The sequence below is a fragment of the Candidatus Enterococcus myersii genome (genome assembly GCF_017316025.1).
Lineage (GTDB): Bacteria > Bacillota > Bacilli > Lactobacillales > Enterococcaceae > Enterococcus_C > Enterococcus_C montenegrensis.
The window spans coordinates 15,238-32,333 of the sequence record NZ_JAFLVT010000015.1; the positions used below are offsets into that span (position 1 = coordinate 15,238).

Consider the following 17,096-nt stretch of genomic DNA (forward strand, 5'->3'; position numbering starts at 1 on the left):
GTCTGATTTGAAAATCAGTGACTTTTTTTCATTTTGTTGCTGGATTAAATATTTTTTTTAGTATAAATGCCCAATAACTTGCCTCAAAAAGATTGGAATAGAAATTATTCTACTAATTGGACTAGATATCTTTTGTTCTATTATGAGAGAAAACGGTTGTATGATTGAAAAAAAAATGGTAATCTTAACAGTTGAAAGGGCCTTTTTTGATGGTTTATTTGGACTGTTAAAAAAGAAAACCCTCACAAAAAACTTGTTTCACAAAGGAGACCGATTAATATGGAAAAAAAAGATTTTCACGTAGTAGCAGAAACTGGGATTCACGCACGTCCAGCTACATTATTAGTACAAACTGCTAGCAAATTTAACTCTGACATTAACTTAGAGTACAAAGGTAAATCTGTAAATCTTAAATCTATCATGGGCGTTATGTCTCTTGGTGTTGGCCAAGGTTCTGATGTAACAATCACTGCTGAAGGTGCTGACGAAGCTGACGCAATGGCAGCAATCGTTGAAACAATGAAGAAAGAAGGATTATCTGAATAATGGTTGAAATGCTAAAAGGGATCGCCGCAAGTGACGGAGTTGCCGTTGCAAAAGCTTACCTGCTAGTTCAACCGGATTTATCCTTTAATAAAATTTCTGTAGAAGATACTGAAGCAGAGGAAAAAAGAATAGACGATGCTTTAGCAAAATCTACCGAAGAACTACAACAAATTCGGGAAAAAGCAGCGCAAAGTTTGGGCGAAGCAGAAGCTCAAGTATTTGACGCTCATTTAATGGTTCTTTCAGATCCTGAAATGATCGGTCAAATTAAACAAAACGTGAAAGATAACAAAGTCAATGCTGAATCAGCATTGAAAGAAGTTACCGACATGTATATTGGCATGTTTGAAGCAATGGACGACAATGCTTACATGCAAGAACGCGCAGCTGATATCCGTGACGTTGCCAAACGTGTCTTAGCACATTTGTTAGGGGTTACTTTACCAAACCCTTCAATGATTAATGAAGAAGTTGTTGTGGTTGCCCACGACTTGACACCAAGTGATACTGCACAATTAGATCGCAAATTCGTTAAAGCCTTTGTTACTGACATCGGCGGACGGACTTCTCACTCTGCAATCATGGCACGTTCTCTTGAAATCCCAGCAATTGTTGGGACAAAAGAAATTACTGCCAAAGTAAAAGCAGGGGACATTCTAGCTGTTAATGGTATCATTGGGGATGTCATCATTGATCCAACTGAAGACCAAAAAGCACAATTCCAAAAAGCTGGTGCAGATTTTGCTGCCCAAAAAGCTGAATGGGAAAAACTAAAAGAAGCAGATACTGTCACAGCTGACGGTAAACACTTTGAATTGGCTGCTAATATTGGAACACCAAAAGATTTAGAAGGTGTTCACAATAATGGCGCTGAAGCAATCGGTTTATATAGAACTGAATTTCTTTATATGGATTCTCCTGATTTTCCAACTGAAGAAGATCAATTTGAAGCTTATAAAGCAGTTTTAGAAGGTATGGGTGAAAAACCTGTCGTTGTTCGTACCATGGATATCGGTGGTGACAAGGAATTACCTTACTTGACTTTACCGCATGAAATGAATCCTTTCTTAGGTTACCGCGCATTGCGTATTAGCTTGTCAGAATTAGGAGACGACATGTTCCGTACACAGTTACGGGCATTGTTACGTGCTTCTGCTTTTGGTAACTTACGTATTATGTTCCCAATGGTAGCAACTTTGAAAGAATTTAGAGCGGCTAAAAAAATGTATGATGAAGAACGTCAAAAATTAATCGACGAAGGTGTAACAGTATCTGATACAATCCAAGTCGGTATTATGATTGAAATTCCAGCGGCGGCTGTCTTAGCTGACAAGTTTGCCAAAGAAGTTGACTTCTTCAGTATTGGTACTAATGATTTGATCCAATACACAATGGCAGCAGACCGTATGAACGAACGCGTGTCTTATCTTTACCAACCATATAACCCATCTATTTTGCGTTTGATTAAAAACGTAATTGATTCAGCTCATGCTGAAGGTAAATGGGCAGGTATGTGTGGTGAAATGGCCGGTGACCAAACTGCTGTGCCAATTTTGATGGGAATGGGCTTGGATGAATTCTCAATGAGCGCAACATCAATCCTTAAAACACGTAGCTTAATGAAACGTTTGTCTACTGAAGATATGAAAGTTCTTGCTGATAAAGCATTAAATGATTGCGATACAATGGAAGAAGTCATTGAATTAGTAGAAGAAGCTGTTAAATAAAAAGTTTTTAACCTCAGAGATTTTCTCTGAGGTTTTTTTGTCGTACATAATAATACATAGCTGATAACTTACAAATTTAATTTTTGACAGCGTCAAAAAAGAAAAGCGTTTTCTAATATGCTATGCTAAAGAAAAGGGTTAGGAGTTGGCGAAATGCATGAGTATGATCTGACAACGTTCGAGATAATTGCTAGATTGTCTTTGGCAATTGTAATGGGCGGGACAATTGGCTTCGAGCGAGAATATAAGAGTCGTCCTGCCGGCATGAAGACGCATATTTTAGTTTGTGTGGGTGCGGCATTAATTGCGCTGATTCAAGATGAAGTCGCTTCACAAACGGTGGAATTTGCGCAACAAATGCCAAAACTTGCTAATGTGATGACGGCAGATCAAACCCGTTTAGTCGCACAAGTCGTTAGCGGCATTGGTTTTTTAGGGGCGGGAACAATTATTATGACAAAACAAACAGTCAAAGGGCTGACAACAGCGGCATCTGTTTGGGCAGTCGCATCAATTGGAATTGCTTTGGGAATGGGATTTTATCTTATTTCTCTCACTGGCTTTTGTTCTATTATGATAGCGCTAGCCTTGATTTCATATTTAGTACCGTTACCAAAAGTAAGACGTCTACAAGTTGAAATCGCCCATGGTGATCAGACCGTGGCTTTTATTAAAAATTATTTGGCTAAAAATGAAATAATCGTGGAAAAATCTGACCTTAAAATTACGCGGGAAAACCCAAAGTCAAATCGTAAATATTTAATTATGTTCACATTGACAGTGCCAAAGGATGTAGACGAAGAAGATTTAGTGTCTGAGCTTTCGGATAATTCAGATATTTTAATGATTCAGATTGTTGAATAGTCTAACGAGTTTGTCACTTGCACGTTTTTTTATTGCTATTTTAGTCACACAAACGCTAAAATATAAGATGAAATAGGACTATAGTTTGATTTAAGTATATAAGAGCTATGATACACTATAAAAAAGTTGTTGGTTAACTGTATTAGTTACAGCGAAATAGTTTGGAGGAAAGACTGTGAAAATCGGGTTTTTTACAGATACCTATTTCCCGCAAGTAAGCGGGGTTGCAACGTCAATTAAAACATTGAAGACCGAGTTGGAAAAAAAGGGGCATGAAGTCTATATTTTTACTACAACAGATCCTAATGCAGTTGGTATTGAAGAAGATATTATTCGAATGCCAAGTGTTCCTTTTGTCTCGTTTAAAGATCGCCGTATCGTTGTGAGAGGGATGTGGTATGCGTATTTAATTGCCAAAGAGCTAGAATTAGACTTAATTCATACCCATACTGAATTCGGGGCGGGTCTTTTAGGAAAAATGGTCGGCAAGAAATTGAAAATACCAGTAATTCATACGTATCATACAATGTATGAAGACTATTTACATTATATTGCCAAGGGAAAAGTGGTTCGACAGTCTCATGTGAAATATTTTTCTCGTTTATTTGCCAATCATACAACCGGAGTAGTGTGCCCTAGTGAGCGCGTAATTGATACTTTAAGAGGGTACGGGGTTACTTCGCCGATGCGGGTAATTCCAACCGGGATCGAATTAGAGAAATTTGAACGCCCCGATATAACAGAGGCTATGAAAAAAGAATTACGGCAAGACTTAGGTATTTTAGATGATGAAATCATGTTATTGTCTTTAAGTCGTATTTCTTATGAAAAAAATATTCAAGCAATTGTTCATGGACTTCCTGCTATTGTAGAAAAATTACCACAGGCTCGTTTAGTAATCGTTGGGAAAGGTCCTTACATGGAAGACTTAAAAGAGTTGGTGGCAAGCCTGTCTTTAAGTGATTGTGTTCATTTTGTCGGTGAAGTCCCTAACGATGAAGTAGCGCTTTATTATCATGCCGCGGATTATTTTGTTAGTGCTTCTACTTCAGAGACACAAGGTCTTACTTACACAGAAGCAATGGCAGCAGGGACACCGTTAGTGGTTGAGGGAAATGACTATTTAAACAATTTAATTGATGATCCATCTTTTGGCGTCACGTTTGCGACTGATGATGATTTTGCAGCTGCTTTGGTCCAATATATCAATAAAGGATTACAAGTAGATTCTAAAAAACTTTCAGCTAAACTGTATGAAATTTCCGCAACGCATTTTGGTGAGGCGATGTTAGATTTTTATCATGATATGATTGCTTATTATGCTAATTTATCTTTAGAAAAAGAAACTGAACCAGCGATAAAAAAAATCAAGGTGAAATTATATTCCTTTAAACGTACCTCCAATTAATTTGTAGACATATTGCAAGAAAAAATCACAACTTTAGCTTATACTAAAGTTGTGATTTTTTTACGTGTTTAATACGTAGAGAGGATGGTAAAAATGAAAATTGGTTTTATCGGTATCGGTGTCATGGGGCATTCCATGGTATCGCATTTAATGGATGCAGGCAATGAAGCGTATGTCTATAATCGAACAAAAAGTAAAGCAGATAAGATTGTTGAAAAAGGTGCCATTTGGAAAGATACGCCAGAAGCAGTTACGCAAAGTGCTGATGTAGTATTTTCAATTGTCGGCTATCCTAATGATGTAAAAGAAATTTACTATGGCGAAAATGGTATTTTTTCAGCGGATGTAAAAGGGAAAATTTTAGTTGATATGACAACAAGCACACCTTCTTTAGCAGAAGAAATTGCCAAAACAGCTGTACAAAAAGGTGCGCAAGCGCTAGATGCACCTGTTTCTGGTGGTGATCTGGGTGCCAAAAATGCAACCCTGACCATTATGGTAGGTGGAACTAAGGAAGCTTATGAAAAAGTGCTTCCGCTTTTTAAAGCAATTGGTAAAACCTATGCACTACATGGTGGTCCTGGTAAAGGCCAACACACAAAAATGGCCAATCAAATCATGATTGCTGGCACAATGACGGGTATGACAGAGATGCTGGTTTATGGTAAAGCAGCAGGATTGGATTTGCCAAAAGTTATTGAAACAGTAGGTGGGGGTAGTGCCGCCAATTGGTCACTAACAAACTATGCACCGCGTATTTTAAAAGAAGACTACACACCTGGTTTTTTTGTAAAACATTTCATTAAAGATTTGAAGATTGCACTAAATGAAGCTGAAAAAATGAAGATTGATTTACCAGCGACAAAAGAAGCGACACGGTTATACGAATTGTTAGCTGAAAAAGGTTATGAAAATGATGGTACTCAAGCTTTAATTAAACTATGGTGGGGAAACTAAGGTTTTTACAAAAAAATATGATTTTTTTGTAAAAATCAATGCAAGCTGCTATCGCTTTTGATACAATATAACAGAAGTTGAGAAAAAGGAGGCTTTCCCCATGACAAGTTCACAATTAGTTGCCATTATCAGACGGCTAGAAGCAATGACTGAAGCAACCGATAATGAAATTCAAGTCCGCCGCTTTGAAAAAGAAGGCGTTGAAAAATGTACCGTGACTTACGATAAATCAACTGAAACATTTGAATTGACTGAAACAGATACCCAACAACACTATCAATTCGACAATATTGATATCGTGGCAATGGAAATCTATGATTTAATTCAATAATCGGCATAAAAAAACACGAGAGGAATTTTCTCTCGTGTTTTTTTGACGGCAAAAAGTATAAGTTTTTCACAAGTAAAAACAGTGATCTGACTGCTTTAGCATGGTTCAACCCTTTGGTCAAAGCTTAAATTTACGAAAATGAAAAGCTATTTTTCGCAAATTTTGGTTTTATAGCTCAGGGCTGAAGGATTCCTTTAGCTTTTTTGTTGCAGTTTTATTCGCTTAATTCTTTCATTAAGGCTGGGACAGTCGTCATTTCATTAACCTTAAAAACATTACTGCCAGCAAAAACCAATCCGCAATCAGGGTTTTCAGTGACACTATTTAATAGCATTTCTGTAATACAATAAGGAATTGTCTTACGATCGCAATGATCATATGACAGACAACTACGGCATTTTGCAATCGGGATTTGTTTTGTTTTAATCGTTTCGGTAAATTTATTTTCTATAGCTCTACCGGGCATGCCAACAGGACTTTTAATGATTTTAACATCTTCTTTTTTGGCATTTAAATAGCGTTGTTTGTAATCGCTAGGGGCATCACATTCTTCTGTTACTACAAACCGGGTTGCCATTTGGACACCGGCGCAACCAAGTTCAAGGTAATGGTCTATATCAGCGCGATCATAGACGCCACCAGCAAAAAAGACGGGAATTTCACATTGAAATTTTTCGCCATATTCTTTTGCAACAGCAATGATTTTTTTGACTTCTTCATCCATGTTCGCAATCGCGTTTTCTATACCGTCGTACTTAAACCCTAAGTGACCACCTGCTTCTGGCCCTTCAATAACTAAAAAATCGGCAGTACGCGTATAACGTTTTGCCCAAGTGCGTAAGAGTACTTTCGCTGCTTTTTCAGAGGAAACAATAGGGGCGATTTTAGTTTTTGAACCTGCCACTAATTCTGGTAAGTGAATCGGTAGACCAGCGCCAGAAATAATCACATCGGCACCGACTTCTACGCAACGTTGTACATATTTTTCATATTTAAAAGTTGCGCACATGATATTAAATCCCACGATACCGTTTCCCGCAATGGTCTTTGCCATTTCGTATTGATCTTTGATCGCTTTCATATTGGCTTTAAAAGGGGCCCGTTCAAAAAGAGGGTCGTTAAATCCAATCTGAGCACAAGAAATAATGCCCATTCCGCCATTCTTTGCTACACTGCCGGCTAAACGAGAAAGGCTGACACCAATACCCATTCCTCCTTGAATAATTGGAACTTCTAAAGTAAGGTCACCAATTGTAACGGGTGTTAATTTCATAGTCGTCTCCTTAATAAAATACTTTGATTTTCAAACTAAATTAAATATTAGCTTCCGCATAGAACCTTGTCAATCAAATTTTAGAATATCGGCAATAAACTCAGAAATTGTTAACTGTTAGTTTAGAAAATAGAAAAATTTGTAAAAAAGTATTGCATTTTTAAAAAGTATATAATATATTTTGATAGTCAAATGATTTGATAATCAAACTAATTTGGATGGTGAAAGTGTGGATAAAGATCTTGAAACAGTCAATGACTATCTCGTCAGCGTCTTCAATGATATTTTAACAATCGAAGAATCGGAGCTGCAAAAATCCCAATTCAATGATTTGAGTATTACTGAAATGCACACGATCGAAGCTATTGGCATGTATAAAAAAAAGACTACTTCAGAAGTAGCAAAAGAACTTTCCATCACGGTGGGGACATTAACGACCGCCATCAACCGGTTAGTTAAAAAAGGCTACGTTGAACGTATTCGTAGTGAAGATGATCGACGGGTTGTCAAACTCGGTTTGACAAAAAAAGGCAAGTTATTATTCCGAGTTCATCAATATTTTCATCGTCAAATGATTAAACGTGTCCTAACAGGCATGGATAGTGATGAGGAAGCAACTTTGTTAAAAGCTTTAAAAAATCTCCATGATTTTTTACAAGAGTATAAGTGAGTGTGAAGATGAGAAAATACGGAAAAATTACAGCTACAGCTAGCTTTGTTCCGCCACAAATCATTAAAAATGATGACTTGGCTAAAATTATGGATACTTCAGACGAGTGGATTAAAAGTCGAACTGGTATTTTAGAACGCCGCATTGCTACAAGTGAGAACACTTCTGATTTATGTATCGGTGTTGCTGAAAAATTATTAGCCAAAAGTAAAGTTGCTGCTGATGAATTGGATTTCATTATTGTCGCAACGATGACACCTGATTATGCGACGCCTTCTGTTGCATGCATAGTGCAAGGGGCAATTGCCGCACGTAATGCACTAGCCTTTGATTTATCAGCTGCGTGTTCAGGTTTTGTCTACGCCTTATCATTGGCCGAAAAGCTACTGCAAACAACGGCGCAAAAGGGTCTAGTCATTGGCGGCGAAGTTCTTTCAAAAAGTATAGATTGGCAAGACCGCACAACTGCTGTTTTGTTTGGCGATGGTGCTGCCGGTGTTTTACTTGAAACAAGCATGCTCCCAATGATTAATAAAGAAAAATTACAAGCCGATGGCACTAGAGGGGCAGCACTGACCTCAGGTTATGTAGAAAATGGTAGCCCGTTTGCCGCTGAAAAAGGACAAGCTTCACCTTATTTGCAAATGGAAGGTCGGGAGATTTTTGATTTTGCAACGCGCGATGTTGTAAAGGCAATTGATAATTTAGTAGCCGAAGATAAAGATGAAATTGACTTTTATCTACTACATCAAGCAAATTCCCGTATTTTAGACAAAGTGGCAAGAAAACTAAAAGTCCCACGGGAACGCTTTTTACAAAATATGGACAAGTATGGTAATACGTCTGGAGCAAGTATCCCACTTCTTTTAGACGAAGCTGTAACAGATGGAATTATTCGTCTGGATGGCACACAAAAATTGGTGTTTTCAGGCTTTGGCGGTGGTTTAACTTGGGGAGTTATACAAGTGACACTGTAAAACCTGTTTGCAATATAAACTTAAAAATAATTCATTTAATTGGAGGAAATACACATGGTATTTGAAAAAATTCAAGAAATCGTAGCAGAAGAATTAGGTAAAGAAAAAGATGAAATTCAATTAACAACAAACATTCAAGAAGATTTAGAAGCTGATAGCTTGGATTTATTCCAAATTATTAATGAAATCGAAGACGAATTCGATGTGAAAATTGAAACTGAAGAAGGCATCGCAACTGTTGCTGATCTTGTAAAATATGTTGAAGCACAAAAAGCTGAATAATTACTCTTAAGCTGGGCGGTAGTCTGGCTTTTCTTATAATGAAAGAAATTTTTTCTTTCATTATAAGAAAAGCTAATCAAATGAAATTGAAAGCTTAGAAAACTGTAAAATAAACTGTTTTAAGATGACGACTTGAAATGAAAAGACGGAGGATAATGAATGAAAACAGCTTTTTTATTTAGTGGTCAAGGAGCGCAATATACTGGCATGGGAAAAGAGTTATATGCTAATGAGAAAATCGTAGCGGAAACTTTTGACCAAGCTAGCGAAGCGTTAGGGTACGATATGGCGTCATTGTGCTTTGATGAAGATCAAGTGGATAAATTAAATCAAACTGAATATACGCAACCGGCAATTTTGACAGTTAGCATCGCATTTTGGCGTCTCTTGTCAGCAAAAGGTTTTACAGCAGATGCAGTTTGTGGTTTGAGCTTAGGAGAGTACTCTGCTTTAGTTGCAAGTGGTGCAATTGATTTTAAAACAGCAGTAGCTTTAGTTGCAAAACGTGGTCACTTTATGGCTAACGCTGCCCCGGCTGGCAGTGGCAAAATGGTAGCAGTTATGAATACACAAAGTGAAATCATCGAACAATGTTGCCAAAAAGCCAGCGATATTGGCATTGTTTCACCGGCAAACTACAATACACCACAACAAATCGTGATTGGTGGTGAAGTAGCCGCTGTGGATAAAGCATGTGAATTATTAATGGAAGCTGGTTCTAAACGTTTGATTCCATTAAATGTTAGCGGTCCTTTTCATACTGCATTATTAAAACCGGCGGCTGAGCAATTAGCAGTAGAATTGGCAAAAATTAATTTTGCGCCAATGACAGTCCCTGTTATCAGTAACACAACAGCACAAGTGATGCCACAAAGTGAAATTAAATCACTTTTAGAGCAACAAGTAATGTCACCTGTTCATTTTTATGAAAGTGTAGATACATTAAAAAAATTAGGAATTACTCAAATGGTGGAAATTGGACCGGGAAAAGTGTTGAGTGGTTTCTTAAAGAAAATAGATAAAACAATTGCAACAACACGAGTAGAAGATAGCAAAACATTAAATGAAACAATTGCATTCTTGGCGGATGAATAGTCGCCTTTTTGGAGGAAGAGATGGAGCTTAAAGGAAAAAATGTCTTAATTACAGGTAGTACCAGAGGAATTGGTTGGGCAATTGCAGAAGCCTTTAGTCAAGAAGGTGCAAATATTATTTTGAATGGGCGACGCCCAGTTCCACAAGAACTAATTGACACAATCAAAGCTCATGGTGTTTTTTGTATGGGCGTTGCTGGTGATATCAGCGACTATACAACAGCTAAGAATTTATTAGCAGAGGTTGAAGAACAATTAGGAAACGTTGATATCTTAATCAATAATGCAGGGATTACCAATGATAAGCTGTTATTACGCATGACACCAGAAGATTTTGAGAGCGTTATGAAAATTAACTTAAGCGGAACTTTCAATATGACGCAATTGGTTATGAAAAAAATGTTGAAAAAACGTTGTGGTGCAATTATTAACATGTCTTCGGTCTCGGGTTTAATCGGCAATGCGGGCCAAGCAAATTACGCTGCCAGTAAAGCAGGGATGGTTGGGTTTACCAAATCGGTGGCAAGAGAAGTAGCACCTAGAGGAATTAGCTGCAATGCAATTGCACCAGGTTTTATTGCCACTGATATGACAGAAGTTCTTTCTGATAAAGTCAAAGAACAAGTGACACAAAATATTCCAATGCAAAAATTTGGTACAGTAGCAGATATTGCCCAAACAGCAGTTTTTCTAGCTAAAAGTCCATATATCACTGGTCAAGTTATTAATGTTGATGGTGGTTTAGTGATGCATGGCTAGATTTGGCTGTTTGTTTGAAGAAAAACAGATTTAACAAGGAGGACAATATGAATCGCGTAGTCATTACAGGTTACGGTGTCGCTTCGCCAATTGGTAACGATGCCCAAACATTTTTAGATAGTTTAAAAGAAGGAAAAAATGGGATTGGTGAAATCACGCAATTTGATGCAAGCCAGACTGGCATTACAGTCGCAGCGGAAGTAAAAGACTTTCCGTTTGATAAATATTTCATTAAAAAAGACGCCAAAAGAATGGATAAATTTTCATTGTTTGGAATTTATGCAGCTTTAGAAGCTGTGGCAATGTCTGGTTTAGACACAAAACAAATGGATGTTGATCGTTTTGGGGTGATGGTAAGCTCTGGTATTGGGGGTCTACAGACAATTCAAGATCAAGTTATTCGTATGCATGATAAAGGTCCAAAGCGTGTTTCACCAATGTTTGTACCAATGTCGATCGTTAATATGGTCGCAGGGAATATCGCCTTAAAAGTTGGTGCCAAAGGTATTTGTACCAGTACTGTAACAGCTTGTGCTTCTGGTACCCATTCAATTGGCGAAGCTTTTCGTAATATTAAACACGGCTATGCAGATGTTATTTTAGCCGGTGGTGCTGAGGCATCCATTAATGAAATTGGTATCTCTGGTTTTGCAGCTTTAACCGCTCTAACTAATGAAAGTAATCCAGATAAAGCTTCTGTCCCATTTGATGAAAATCGTAATGGTTTTGTTATGGGTGAAGGCGGGGGTGTCGTTGTTGTAGAATCATTAGAACACGCACAAGCACGGGGTGCAAATATTTTAGCTGAAATCGTTGGCTATGGTGCAAATTGTGATGCTTATCATATGACTGCGCCAAATCCCGATGGCTCTGGCGCTGGCAAGGCGATGAAATTGGCAATGCAAGAAGCAGGTATTACACCAAAGGACGTAGATTATATTAATGCCCATGGAACTAGTACTCCTGCTAATGATGTAGCCGAAGCTAAGGCCATTCAATATGGCTTAGGTGAAGGATACAAAGATACGTATGTTAGCAGTACGAAATCTATGACCGGCCACTTATTAGGTGCTGCTGGTGGTGTAGAGGCAATTGCTTCAATTTTGGCATTACAACATCAATTTGTGCCGCCAACCATTAATGTCACAAAGCAAGATCCTGCAATTGATTTAAATGTTGTTACCAATCAAGCAAAAGAGGCAGAATTAAAATATGCTATGAGTAACTCATTAGGTTTTGGCGGTCACAATGCTGTGATTTGTCTAAAACGTTGGGAGGCGTAGTTTACGTGAATATCAATGAAATTAAGGACTTATTAACACAATTTGATCAGTCTACATTGACGGAATTTGATTTAAAAGATAATAACTTTGAATTGTACTTTAATAAAAATCAACAAGTGCGAAGTCAGAATACTTCTGCACCACAAGAAATTAAATCACCAGGCACAACGCCACCAGCAGCAAATTTTGGTTTGGACAATGAGTCTTTAGATGCTGCCGCTATTACACCCATAGCACCTTCAGAAGATATTAAAGTAACAGGTACAGAAATTGTCTCTCCATTAGTAGGTGTATGCTACTTACAAAGCGGTCCAGATCAGCCATCTTTCAAAAAAGTTGGTGATAAAGTGGAAAAAGGCGAAGTTCTTTGCATTATTGAAGCGATGAAAGTCATGAATGAGATCGTCAGTGACATTACTGGCGAAATCGTTCAAATTTTAGTGGAAAATGAACAAGTGGTGGAATTCAATCAGCCATTGTTTGTTGTGAAAGAAGGTTAAATCATGTCAGTGATGACAATTGAAGAAATTAAAGCAATTATTCCCCATCGTTATCCTTTTTTATTAATTGATCGAATAGAAGAATTAGAAGAAGGTAAAAAAGTTGTTGCTAAGAAAAATGTGACCGTAAATGAGCCTTTCTTTCAAGGTCATTTTCCGCAAGAGCCGGTTATGCCAGGGGTATTAATTATTGAAGCCTTGGCCCAAGCAGGTGCAGTGGCATTACTTTCTTTAACAGATTTTAAAGGAAAAACAGCTTATTTTGGTGGGATTGATAAGGCGAAATTCCGTCGTAAAGTCGTACCTGGAGATACATTAATGTTGGAAGTTGAGATCTTAAAAGTTAAAGCTTCAGCTGGAATCGGCAAAGGTATCGCTTATGTTGATGGAAAAAAAGCTGCTGAAGCAGAATTAACCTTTATGATTGGATAGGTGAATGTATGTTTTCAAAAGTTTTAATTGCAAATCGTGGTGAAATTGCGGTACGCGTTATTCGGGCGTGTCGTGAACTAGGAATTCAAACGGTTGCCGTATACTCTGAAGCAGATAAAAATGCACTCCATGCCGAAATGGCAGATGAGGCAATCTGTATCGGTCCTGCCAAGGCCAGTGATTCTTATTTGAATGTTCAACAAATTTTAAGTGCTGCAATTGTCACAAAAGCAGAAGCGATTCATCCGGGCTTTGGCTTTTTATCTGAAAACAGTCGCTTTGCTGAAATGTGTGAAGAATGCAACATTACTTTTATTGGACCTAAAAGTGAGACGATTGATGCCATGGGAAACAAAATTAATGCACGACAACTAATGATAAAAGCAGACGTTCCGGTTATTCCAGGCAGTGAAGGTGCATTAGATACTGTTGCTGAGGCATTGGCATTGGCTGATGAAATTGGTTATCCAGTAATGTTAAAAGCAGCTGCAGGTGGTGGTGGTAAAGGTATTCGCAAAGTGATGACACAAGAGGAATTACCGCAACATTTTAAATCCGCCCAACAAGAAGCAAAAGCAGCTTTTGGTAATGATGCTATGTATTTGGAAAAAATTGTCTACCCAGCTCGTCATATCGAAGTTCAGATTTTAGGTGATGATTATGGCAATATTATTCATTTAGGTGAGCGAGATTGCTCGTTGCAACGTAATAATCAAAAGGTTTTGGAAGAGGCACCGTCTGTTGTGATTTCCAAGCAAAAACGCTCAGAATTAGGGGCAGCGGCTGTACGGGCTGCAAAAGCGGTTAACTATCGTAATGCAGGTACAATTGAATTTTTAATGGATGAGAGTGGTTCTTTTTATTTCATGGAAATGAATACCCGAATTCAAGTCGAACACCCAATTACTGAAATGATTACGGGGATTGATCTTGTAAAAAAACAATTGGAAATTGCCGCTGGTGAAAAATTAACTTTAAAACAAAGTGAGATAACAATCAGTGGCCATGCCATTGAATGTCGAATTAATGCAGAAAACCCTGCTTTTAATTTTGCGCCAGCTCCAGGTACAATTCACAATCTCTTTTTACCTAGTGGTGGACTAGGCTTACGTGTTGAAAGTGGGATGTATTCTGGATATACAATCCCGCCTTATTATGACTCCATGATTGCAAAAGTTATAGTTCATGGGCAAACACGTTTTGAAGCATTAATGAAAATGCAACGGGCACTAGGAGAATTAGTCACAGATGGCGTGACGACCAATGCCGAATTTCAAATGGATTTAATTTCTCATCCGAATGTGATTGCCGGTGATTATGATACTGCCTTTTTACAAACTATCTTTTTACCAGAGTGGACACCTGAAGCATAGGAGGGATTTATTTGGCTTTATTCAAAAAGAAAAAATATATTCGGATCAATCCCAACCGTACGCAGGGGACAAATCAAAAACCACAGGTTCCAGATAATTTGTGGGCAAAATGTCCGAATTGCAAACATATGCTTTATACCAAAGATATTGGGGTAGAAAAAATCTGTCCATATTGTGGTTATAATTTTAGAATTAGCGCTTGGGAAAGAATCGCAATTACGATTGATGAAAAAAGTTTTGATGAGTGGGACGTTGATATTTTTACTAAAGATCCACTGAATTTTCCAGGTTATAAAGAGAAAATAAGACAGACGCAAAAGAAAACCGGCTTACATGAAGCCGTATTAACCGGCGAAGCAACAATCAACGGTCTGCCTTTAGCGCTAGGAATTATGGATCCGCATTTTATTATGGGGAGTATGGGGACAATCGTCGGTGAAAAAATCACCCGTCTATTTGAAAAAGCACTTGAAAGAAGATTACCTGTAGTGATTTTTACAGCTTCAGGGGGAGCCAGAATGCAAGAAGGGATTTTTTCTCTAATGCAAATGGCAAAAATTTCAGCGGCAGTAAAACGCCATAGTAATGCTGGACTATTTTACTTAACGGTTTTAACAGATCCGACAACAGGTGGCGTGACGGCGAGTTTTGCCATGGAAGGGGATATTATCTTGGCAGAACCACAAAGTCTAATTGGCTTTGCTGGTCGTCGCGTAATCGAACAAACGATTAAACAAGAATTACCCGAGGACTTCCAAAAAGCAGAATTTTTGTTAGAACATGGTTTTGTCGATCAAATTGTTCCACGTATCGAGTTAAAGAATAAAATTGAACATTTGTTGAAATTACACACGACAGAAGGGTGGTTGGCTAAATGACCGCGGCTCACGAGATTGTGCAGTTGGCCCGCGGCAAAGAACGGCTGACTGCTTTAGAATTTTTTGATTTAATTTTTGAGGACTATGAAGGATTCCATGGGGACCGACTCTTTGCAGATGACCAAGCAGTGGTCGGTGGCATCGCGACATTAAATAAAAAACCGGTCACGGTTATAGGGATTCAAAAAGGGCGGGATCTGCAGGAAAATTTGCAAACCAATTTTGGTTCGCCCCATCCTGAAGGTTATCGTAAGGCCTTGCGGTTAATGAAACAGGCGGAAAAATTTCAGCGTCCGGTGATTACTTTCATTAATACTGCTGGTGCATATTGTGGAATTGGTGCTGAAGAAAGAGGCGAAGGTGAAGCGATTGCCAAAAACCTGATGGAAATGTCTGATTTGAGGGTTCCGATTATTGCGATTATCATTGGCGAAGGTGGTAGTGGAGGTGCCTTGGCCTTGGCTGTGGGTGATGAAGTATGGATGATGGAGCATTCTATTTATGCAATTTTATCACCGGAAGGTTTTGCTTCTATTTTGTGGAAAGATGGTAGTCGCGCTAACGAAGCGGCTGCATTGATGAAAATTACAGCCCAAGAATTATATGATTTAAATGTAATTGAAAAAGTTATTCCCGAGACAAAAGAGGGAATAACTTTGCCGCAAGAAACGATAGTTCAGTACATGCAGCAGGAGCTTGCTGCAAAATTAACTGTCTTAGCACAAAAGGACGTCGAAACTTTATTGACCGAGCGCTATGAACGCTTCCGTAAGTATTAAAAAGACGTATCATTTCCTAAAACAGGAAATGATACGTCTTTTTGCGGTGATAGTAATGAAGGCAGAAGCTGTATAAATAAAAAATATGATAAAATCAAGTAAATAAAATCAACAAAGGAGTACACCATGGAAGCAATTATCGCTGCAATTACAGCCTATCAACCGGCTACGACACAAGAAGTTGCGGATAAGAAGTTATTTATGGAACAAATTCGATACCAAGAAAACTTGCTCACACGAGAAAATTCGGACTATCATTTTTCATCTTCTGCTTGGGTAGTTAACCCAGAATATGACAAGACCTTAATGATTTATCACAATATTTATCAATCTTATGCATGGACAGGAGGGCATGCAGATGGGATGAGTGATTTATTACAAGTCGCAAAAAAAGAATTGGTGGAAGAAACGGGAATCAAAAATTATCAAGTAGTTACTGAGAAGTTATTTTCTTTTGATATTTTACCAGTACCTGCACATTATAAAAATGGAAAATTTATTAAAGAGCACAATCACATCAACACCACCTATCTTTTTGTAGCACCAGAAACACAAAATTTACAAATTAAACCGGATGAAAATAGCGATGTGAAGTGGATTGCTGCCGATAAATTAGAACAAGCAGTGGCAGAAGTTGCGATGCATCCTTATTATCGCAAACTAATGAACAAAGCTAAAAAATTTAAAGAATAGACCCGCTCGAAAATAGAAGACTGAAGGAAGTAATTGAGATATCCTGAGGAGTAAATGAAATTTATCTTTAGTGTCTTGAAAAACTTTTAGTCGTTGCTGTTTGATTATAAATAGATTTAGGATGAAAATTAGGGAATTTTTGTTCTAAATCTATTTTTTGTATAAAAAAATGTATATTTTAAAGTTGAGGGAAATTTCTCTTAAAATTATTTCCGTTGGAAATGCTGAAATAATGGGATTTCTTTGACAAGGATAAAAAAAGTTGAATTT

Annotated in this window: 19 protein-coding genes; 18 read left to right on the forward strand and 1 reads right to left on the reverse strand. The window is 37.8% G+C overall.

Features of this window, described 5'->3' with window-relative positions; genetic code table 11:
- The first annotated feature begins 279 nt into the window (after nt 1–279).
- The 6 genes from JZO76_RS10325 to JZO76_RS10350 all read left to right on the forward strand — a co-directional run bounded on the left by JZO76_RS10325 (nt 280) and on the right by JZO76_RS10350 (nt 5,833).
- On the forward strand, nt 280–546 hold the full coding sequence (locus tag JZO76_RS10325; protein WP_016172193.1) for a phosphocarrier protein HPr: 267 nt from the start codon (nt 280–282) through the stop codon (nt 544–546).
- Entirely contained in the window at nt 546–2,273 is a 1,728-nt protein-coding gene (ptsP, locus tag JZO76_RS10330; protein WP_206903977.1) for a phosphoenolpyruvate--protein phosphotransferase, read from the forward strand. The genes JZO76_RS10325 and ptsP overlap by 1 nt, the downstream gene beginning before the upstream one ends.
- A gap of 153 nt (nt 2,274–2,426) precedes the next feature.
- The gene (locus JZO76_RS10335; protein ID WP_206903978.1) at nt 2,427–3,137 is read left to right on the forward strand and encodes an MgtC/SapB family protein; all 711 of its coding nucleotides are present in this window, start codon (nt 2,427–2,429) and stop codon (nt 3,135–3,137) included.
- A 175-nt stretch (nt 3,138–3,312) separates the two neighbouring features.
- A complete protein-coding gene (locus JZO76_RS10340) occupies nt 3,313–4,545 on the forward strand; it encodes a glycosyltransferase (RefSeq protein WP_206903979.1) in 1,233 nt (410 codons plus the stop codon).
- A 93-nt stretch (nt 4,546–4,638) separates the two neighbouring features.
- Nucleotides 4,639–5,502: an NAD(P)-dependent oxidoreductase gene (locus tag JZO76_RS10345; RefSeq protein ID WP_206904194.1), complete on the forward strand. Its 864-nt coding sequence runs from the start codon at nt 4,639–4,641 to the stop codon at nt 5,500–5,502.
- A 100-nt stretch (nt 5,503–5,602) separates the two neighbouring features.
- Nucleotides 5,603–5,833 (forward strand): YkuJ family protein, encoded by a 231-nt coding sequence (locus JZO76_RS10350; RefSeq protein WP_071864753.1) that lies wholly within the window; start codon nt 5,603–5,605, stop codon nt 5,831–5,833.
- A gap of 214 nt (nt 5,834–6,047) precedes the next feature.
- On the opposite strand, the gene JZO76_RS10355 is transcribed toward JZO76_RS10350, so the two are convergent.
- A complete protein-coding gene (locus JZO76_RS10355; RefSeq protein WP_206903980.1) occupies nt 6,048–7,106 on the reverse strand; it encodes an NAD(P)H-dependent flavin oxidoreductase in 1,059 nt (352 codons plus the stop codon).
- A gap of 229 nt (nt 7,107–7,335) precedes the next feature.
- On the opposite strand from JZO76_RS10355, the gene fabT reads away from it, so the two are divergent.
- From fabT to JZO76_RS10415, 12 genes are all read left to right on the forward strand, one after another.
- On the forward strand, nt 7,336–7,776 hold the full coding sequence (gene fabT / locus JZO76_RS10360; protein ID WP_016172187.1) for a fatty acid biosynthesis transcriptional regulator FabT: 441 nt from the start codon (nt 7,336–7,338) through the stop codon (nt 7,774–7,776).
- Between the two features lie 8 nt (nt 7,777–7,784).
- Nucleotides 7,785–8,753: a beta-ketoacyl-ACP synthase III gene (locus JZO76_RS10365; RefSeq protein WP_206904195.1), complete on the forward strand. Its 969-nt coding sequence runs from the start codon at nt 7,785–7,787 to the stop codon at nt 8,751–8,753.
- Nucleotides 8,754–8,807: 54 nt separating this feature from the next.
- Nucleotides 8,808–9,035: an acyl carrier protein gene (locus JZO76_RS10370; RefSeq protein WP_071864750.1), complete on the forward strand. Its 228-nt coding sequence runs from the start codon at nt 8,808–8,810 to the stop codon at nt 9,033–9,035.
- A gap of 159 nt (nt 9,036–9,194) precedes the next feature.
- Entirely contained in the window at nt 9,195–10,130 is a 936-nt protein-coding gene (fabD, locus tag JZO76_RS10375) for an ACP S-malonyltransferase (RefSeq protein ID WP_206903981.1), read from the forward strand.
- A 20-nt stretch (nt 10,131–10,150) separates the two neighbouring features.
- Complete coding sequence (gene fabG / locus JZO76_RS10380) at nt 10,151–10,888, forward strand: 3-oxoacyl-[acyl-carrier-protein] reductase (RefSeq protein WP_206903982.1); 738 nt, start codon at nt 10,151–10,153, stop codon at nt 10,886–10,888.
- A 47-nt stretch (nt 10,889–10,935) separates the two neighbouring features.
- Entirely contained in the window at nt 10,936–12,171 is a 1,236-nt protein-coding gene (gene fabF / locus JZO76_RS10385; RefSeq protein ID WP_206903983.1) for a beta-ketoacyl-ACP synthase II, read from the forward strand.
- Between the two features lie 5 nt (nt 12,172–12,176).
- Complete coding sequence (gene accB / locus JZO76_RS10390; protein WP_206903984.1) at nt 12,177–12,671, forward strand: acetyl-CoA carboxylase biotin carboxyl carrier protein; 495 nt, start codon at nt 12,177–12,179, stop codon at nt 12,669–12,671.
- A gap of 12 nt (nt 12,672–12,683) precedes the next feature.
- Nucleotides 12,684–13,103 (forward strand): 3-hydroxyacyl-ACP dehydratase FabZ, encoded by a 420-nt coding sequence (gene fabZ, locus JZO76_RS10395; protein ID WP_206904203.1) that lies wholly within the window; start codon nt 12,684–12,686, stop codon nt 13,101–13,103.
- A gap of 8 nt (nt 13,104–13,111) precedes the next feature.
- Entirely contained in the window at nt 13,112–14,476 is a 1,365-nt protein-coding gene (locus tag JZO76_RS10400; protein ID WP_206903985.1) for an acetyl-CoA carboxylase biotin carboxylase subunit, read from the forward strand.
- A gap of 11 nt (nt 14,477–14,487) precedes the next feature.
- The gene (accD, locus tag JZO76_RS10405; RefSeq protein WP_206903986.1) at nt 14,488–15,354 is read left to right on the forward strand and encodes an acetyl-CoA carboxylase, carboxyltransferase subunit beta; all 867 of its coding nucleotides are present in this window, start codon (nt 14,488–14,490) and stop codon (nt 15,352–15,354) included.
- Entirely contained in the window at nt 15,351–16,133 is a 783-nt protein-coding gene (locus JZO76_RS10410) for an acetyl-CoA carboxylase carboxyl transferase subunit alpha (RefSeq protein ID WP_206903987.1), read from the forward strand. The genes accD and JZO76_RS10410 overlap by 4 nt, the downstream gene beginning before the upstream one ends.
- Nucleotides 16,134–16,259: 126 nt before the next feature.
- The gene (locus tag JZO76_RS10415) at nt 16,260–16,826 is read left to right on the forward strand and encodes an NUDIX hydrolase (RefSeq protein WP_206903988.1); all 567 of its coding nucleotides are present in this window, start codon (nt 16,260–16,262) and stop codon (nt 16,824–16,826) included.
- Nucleotides 16,827–17,096: the final 270 nt, after the last annotated feature.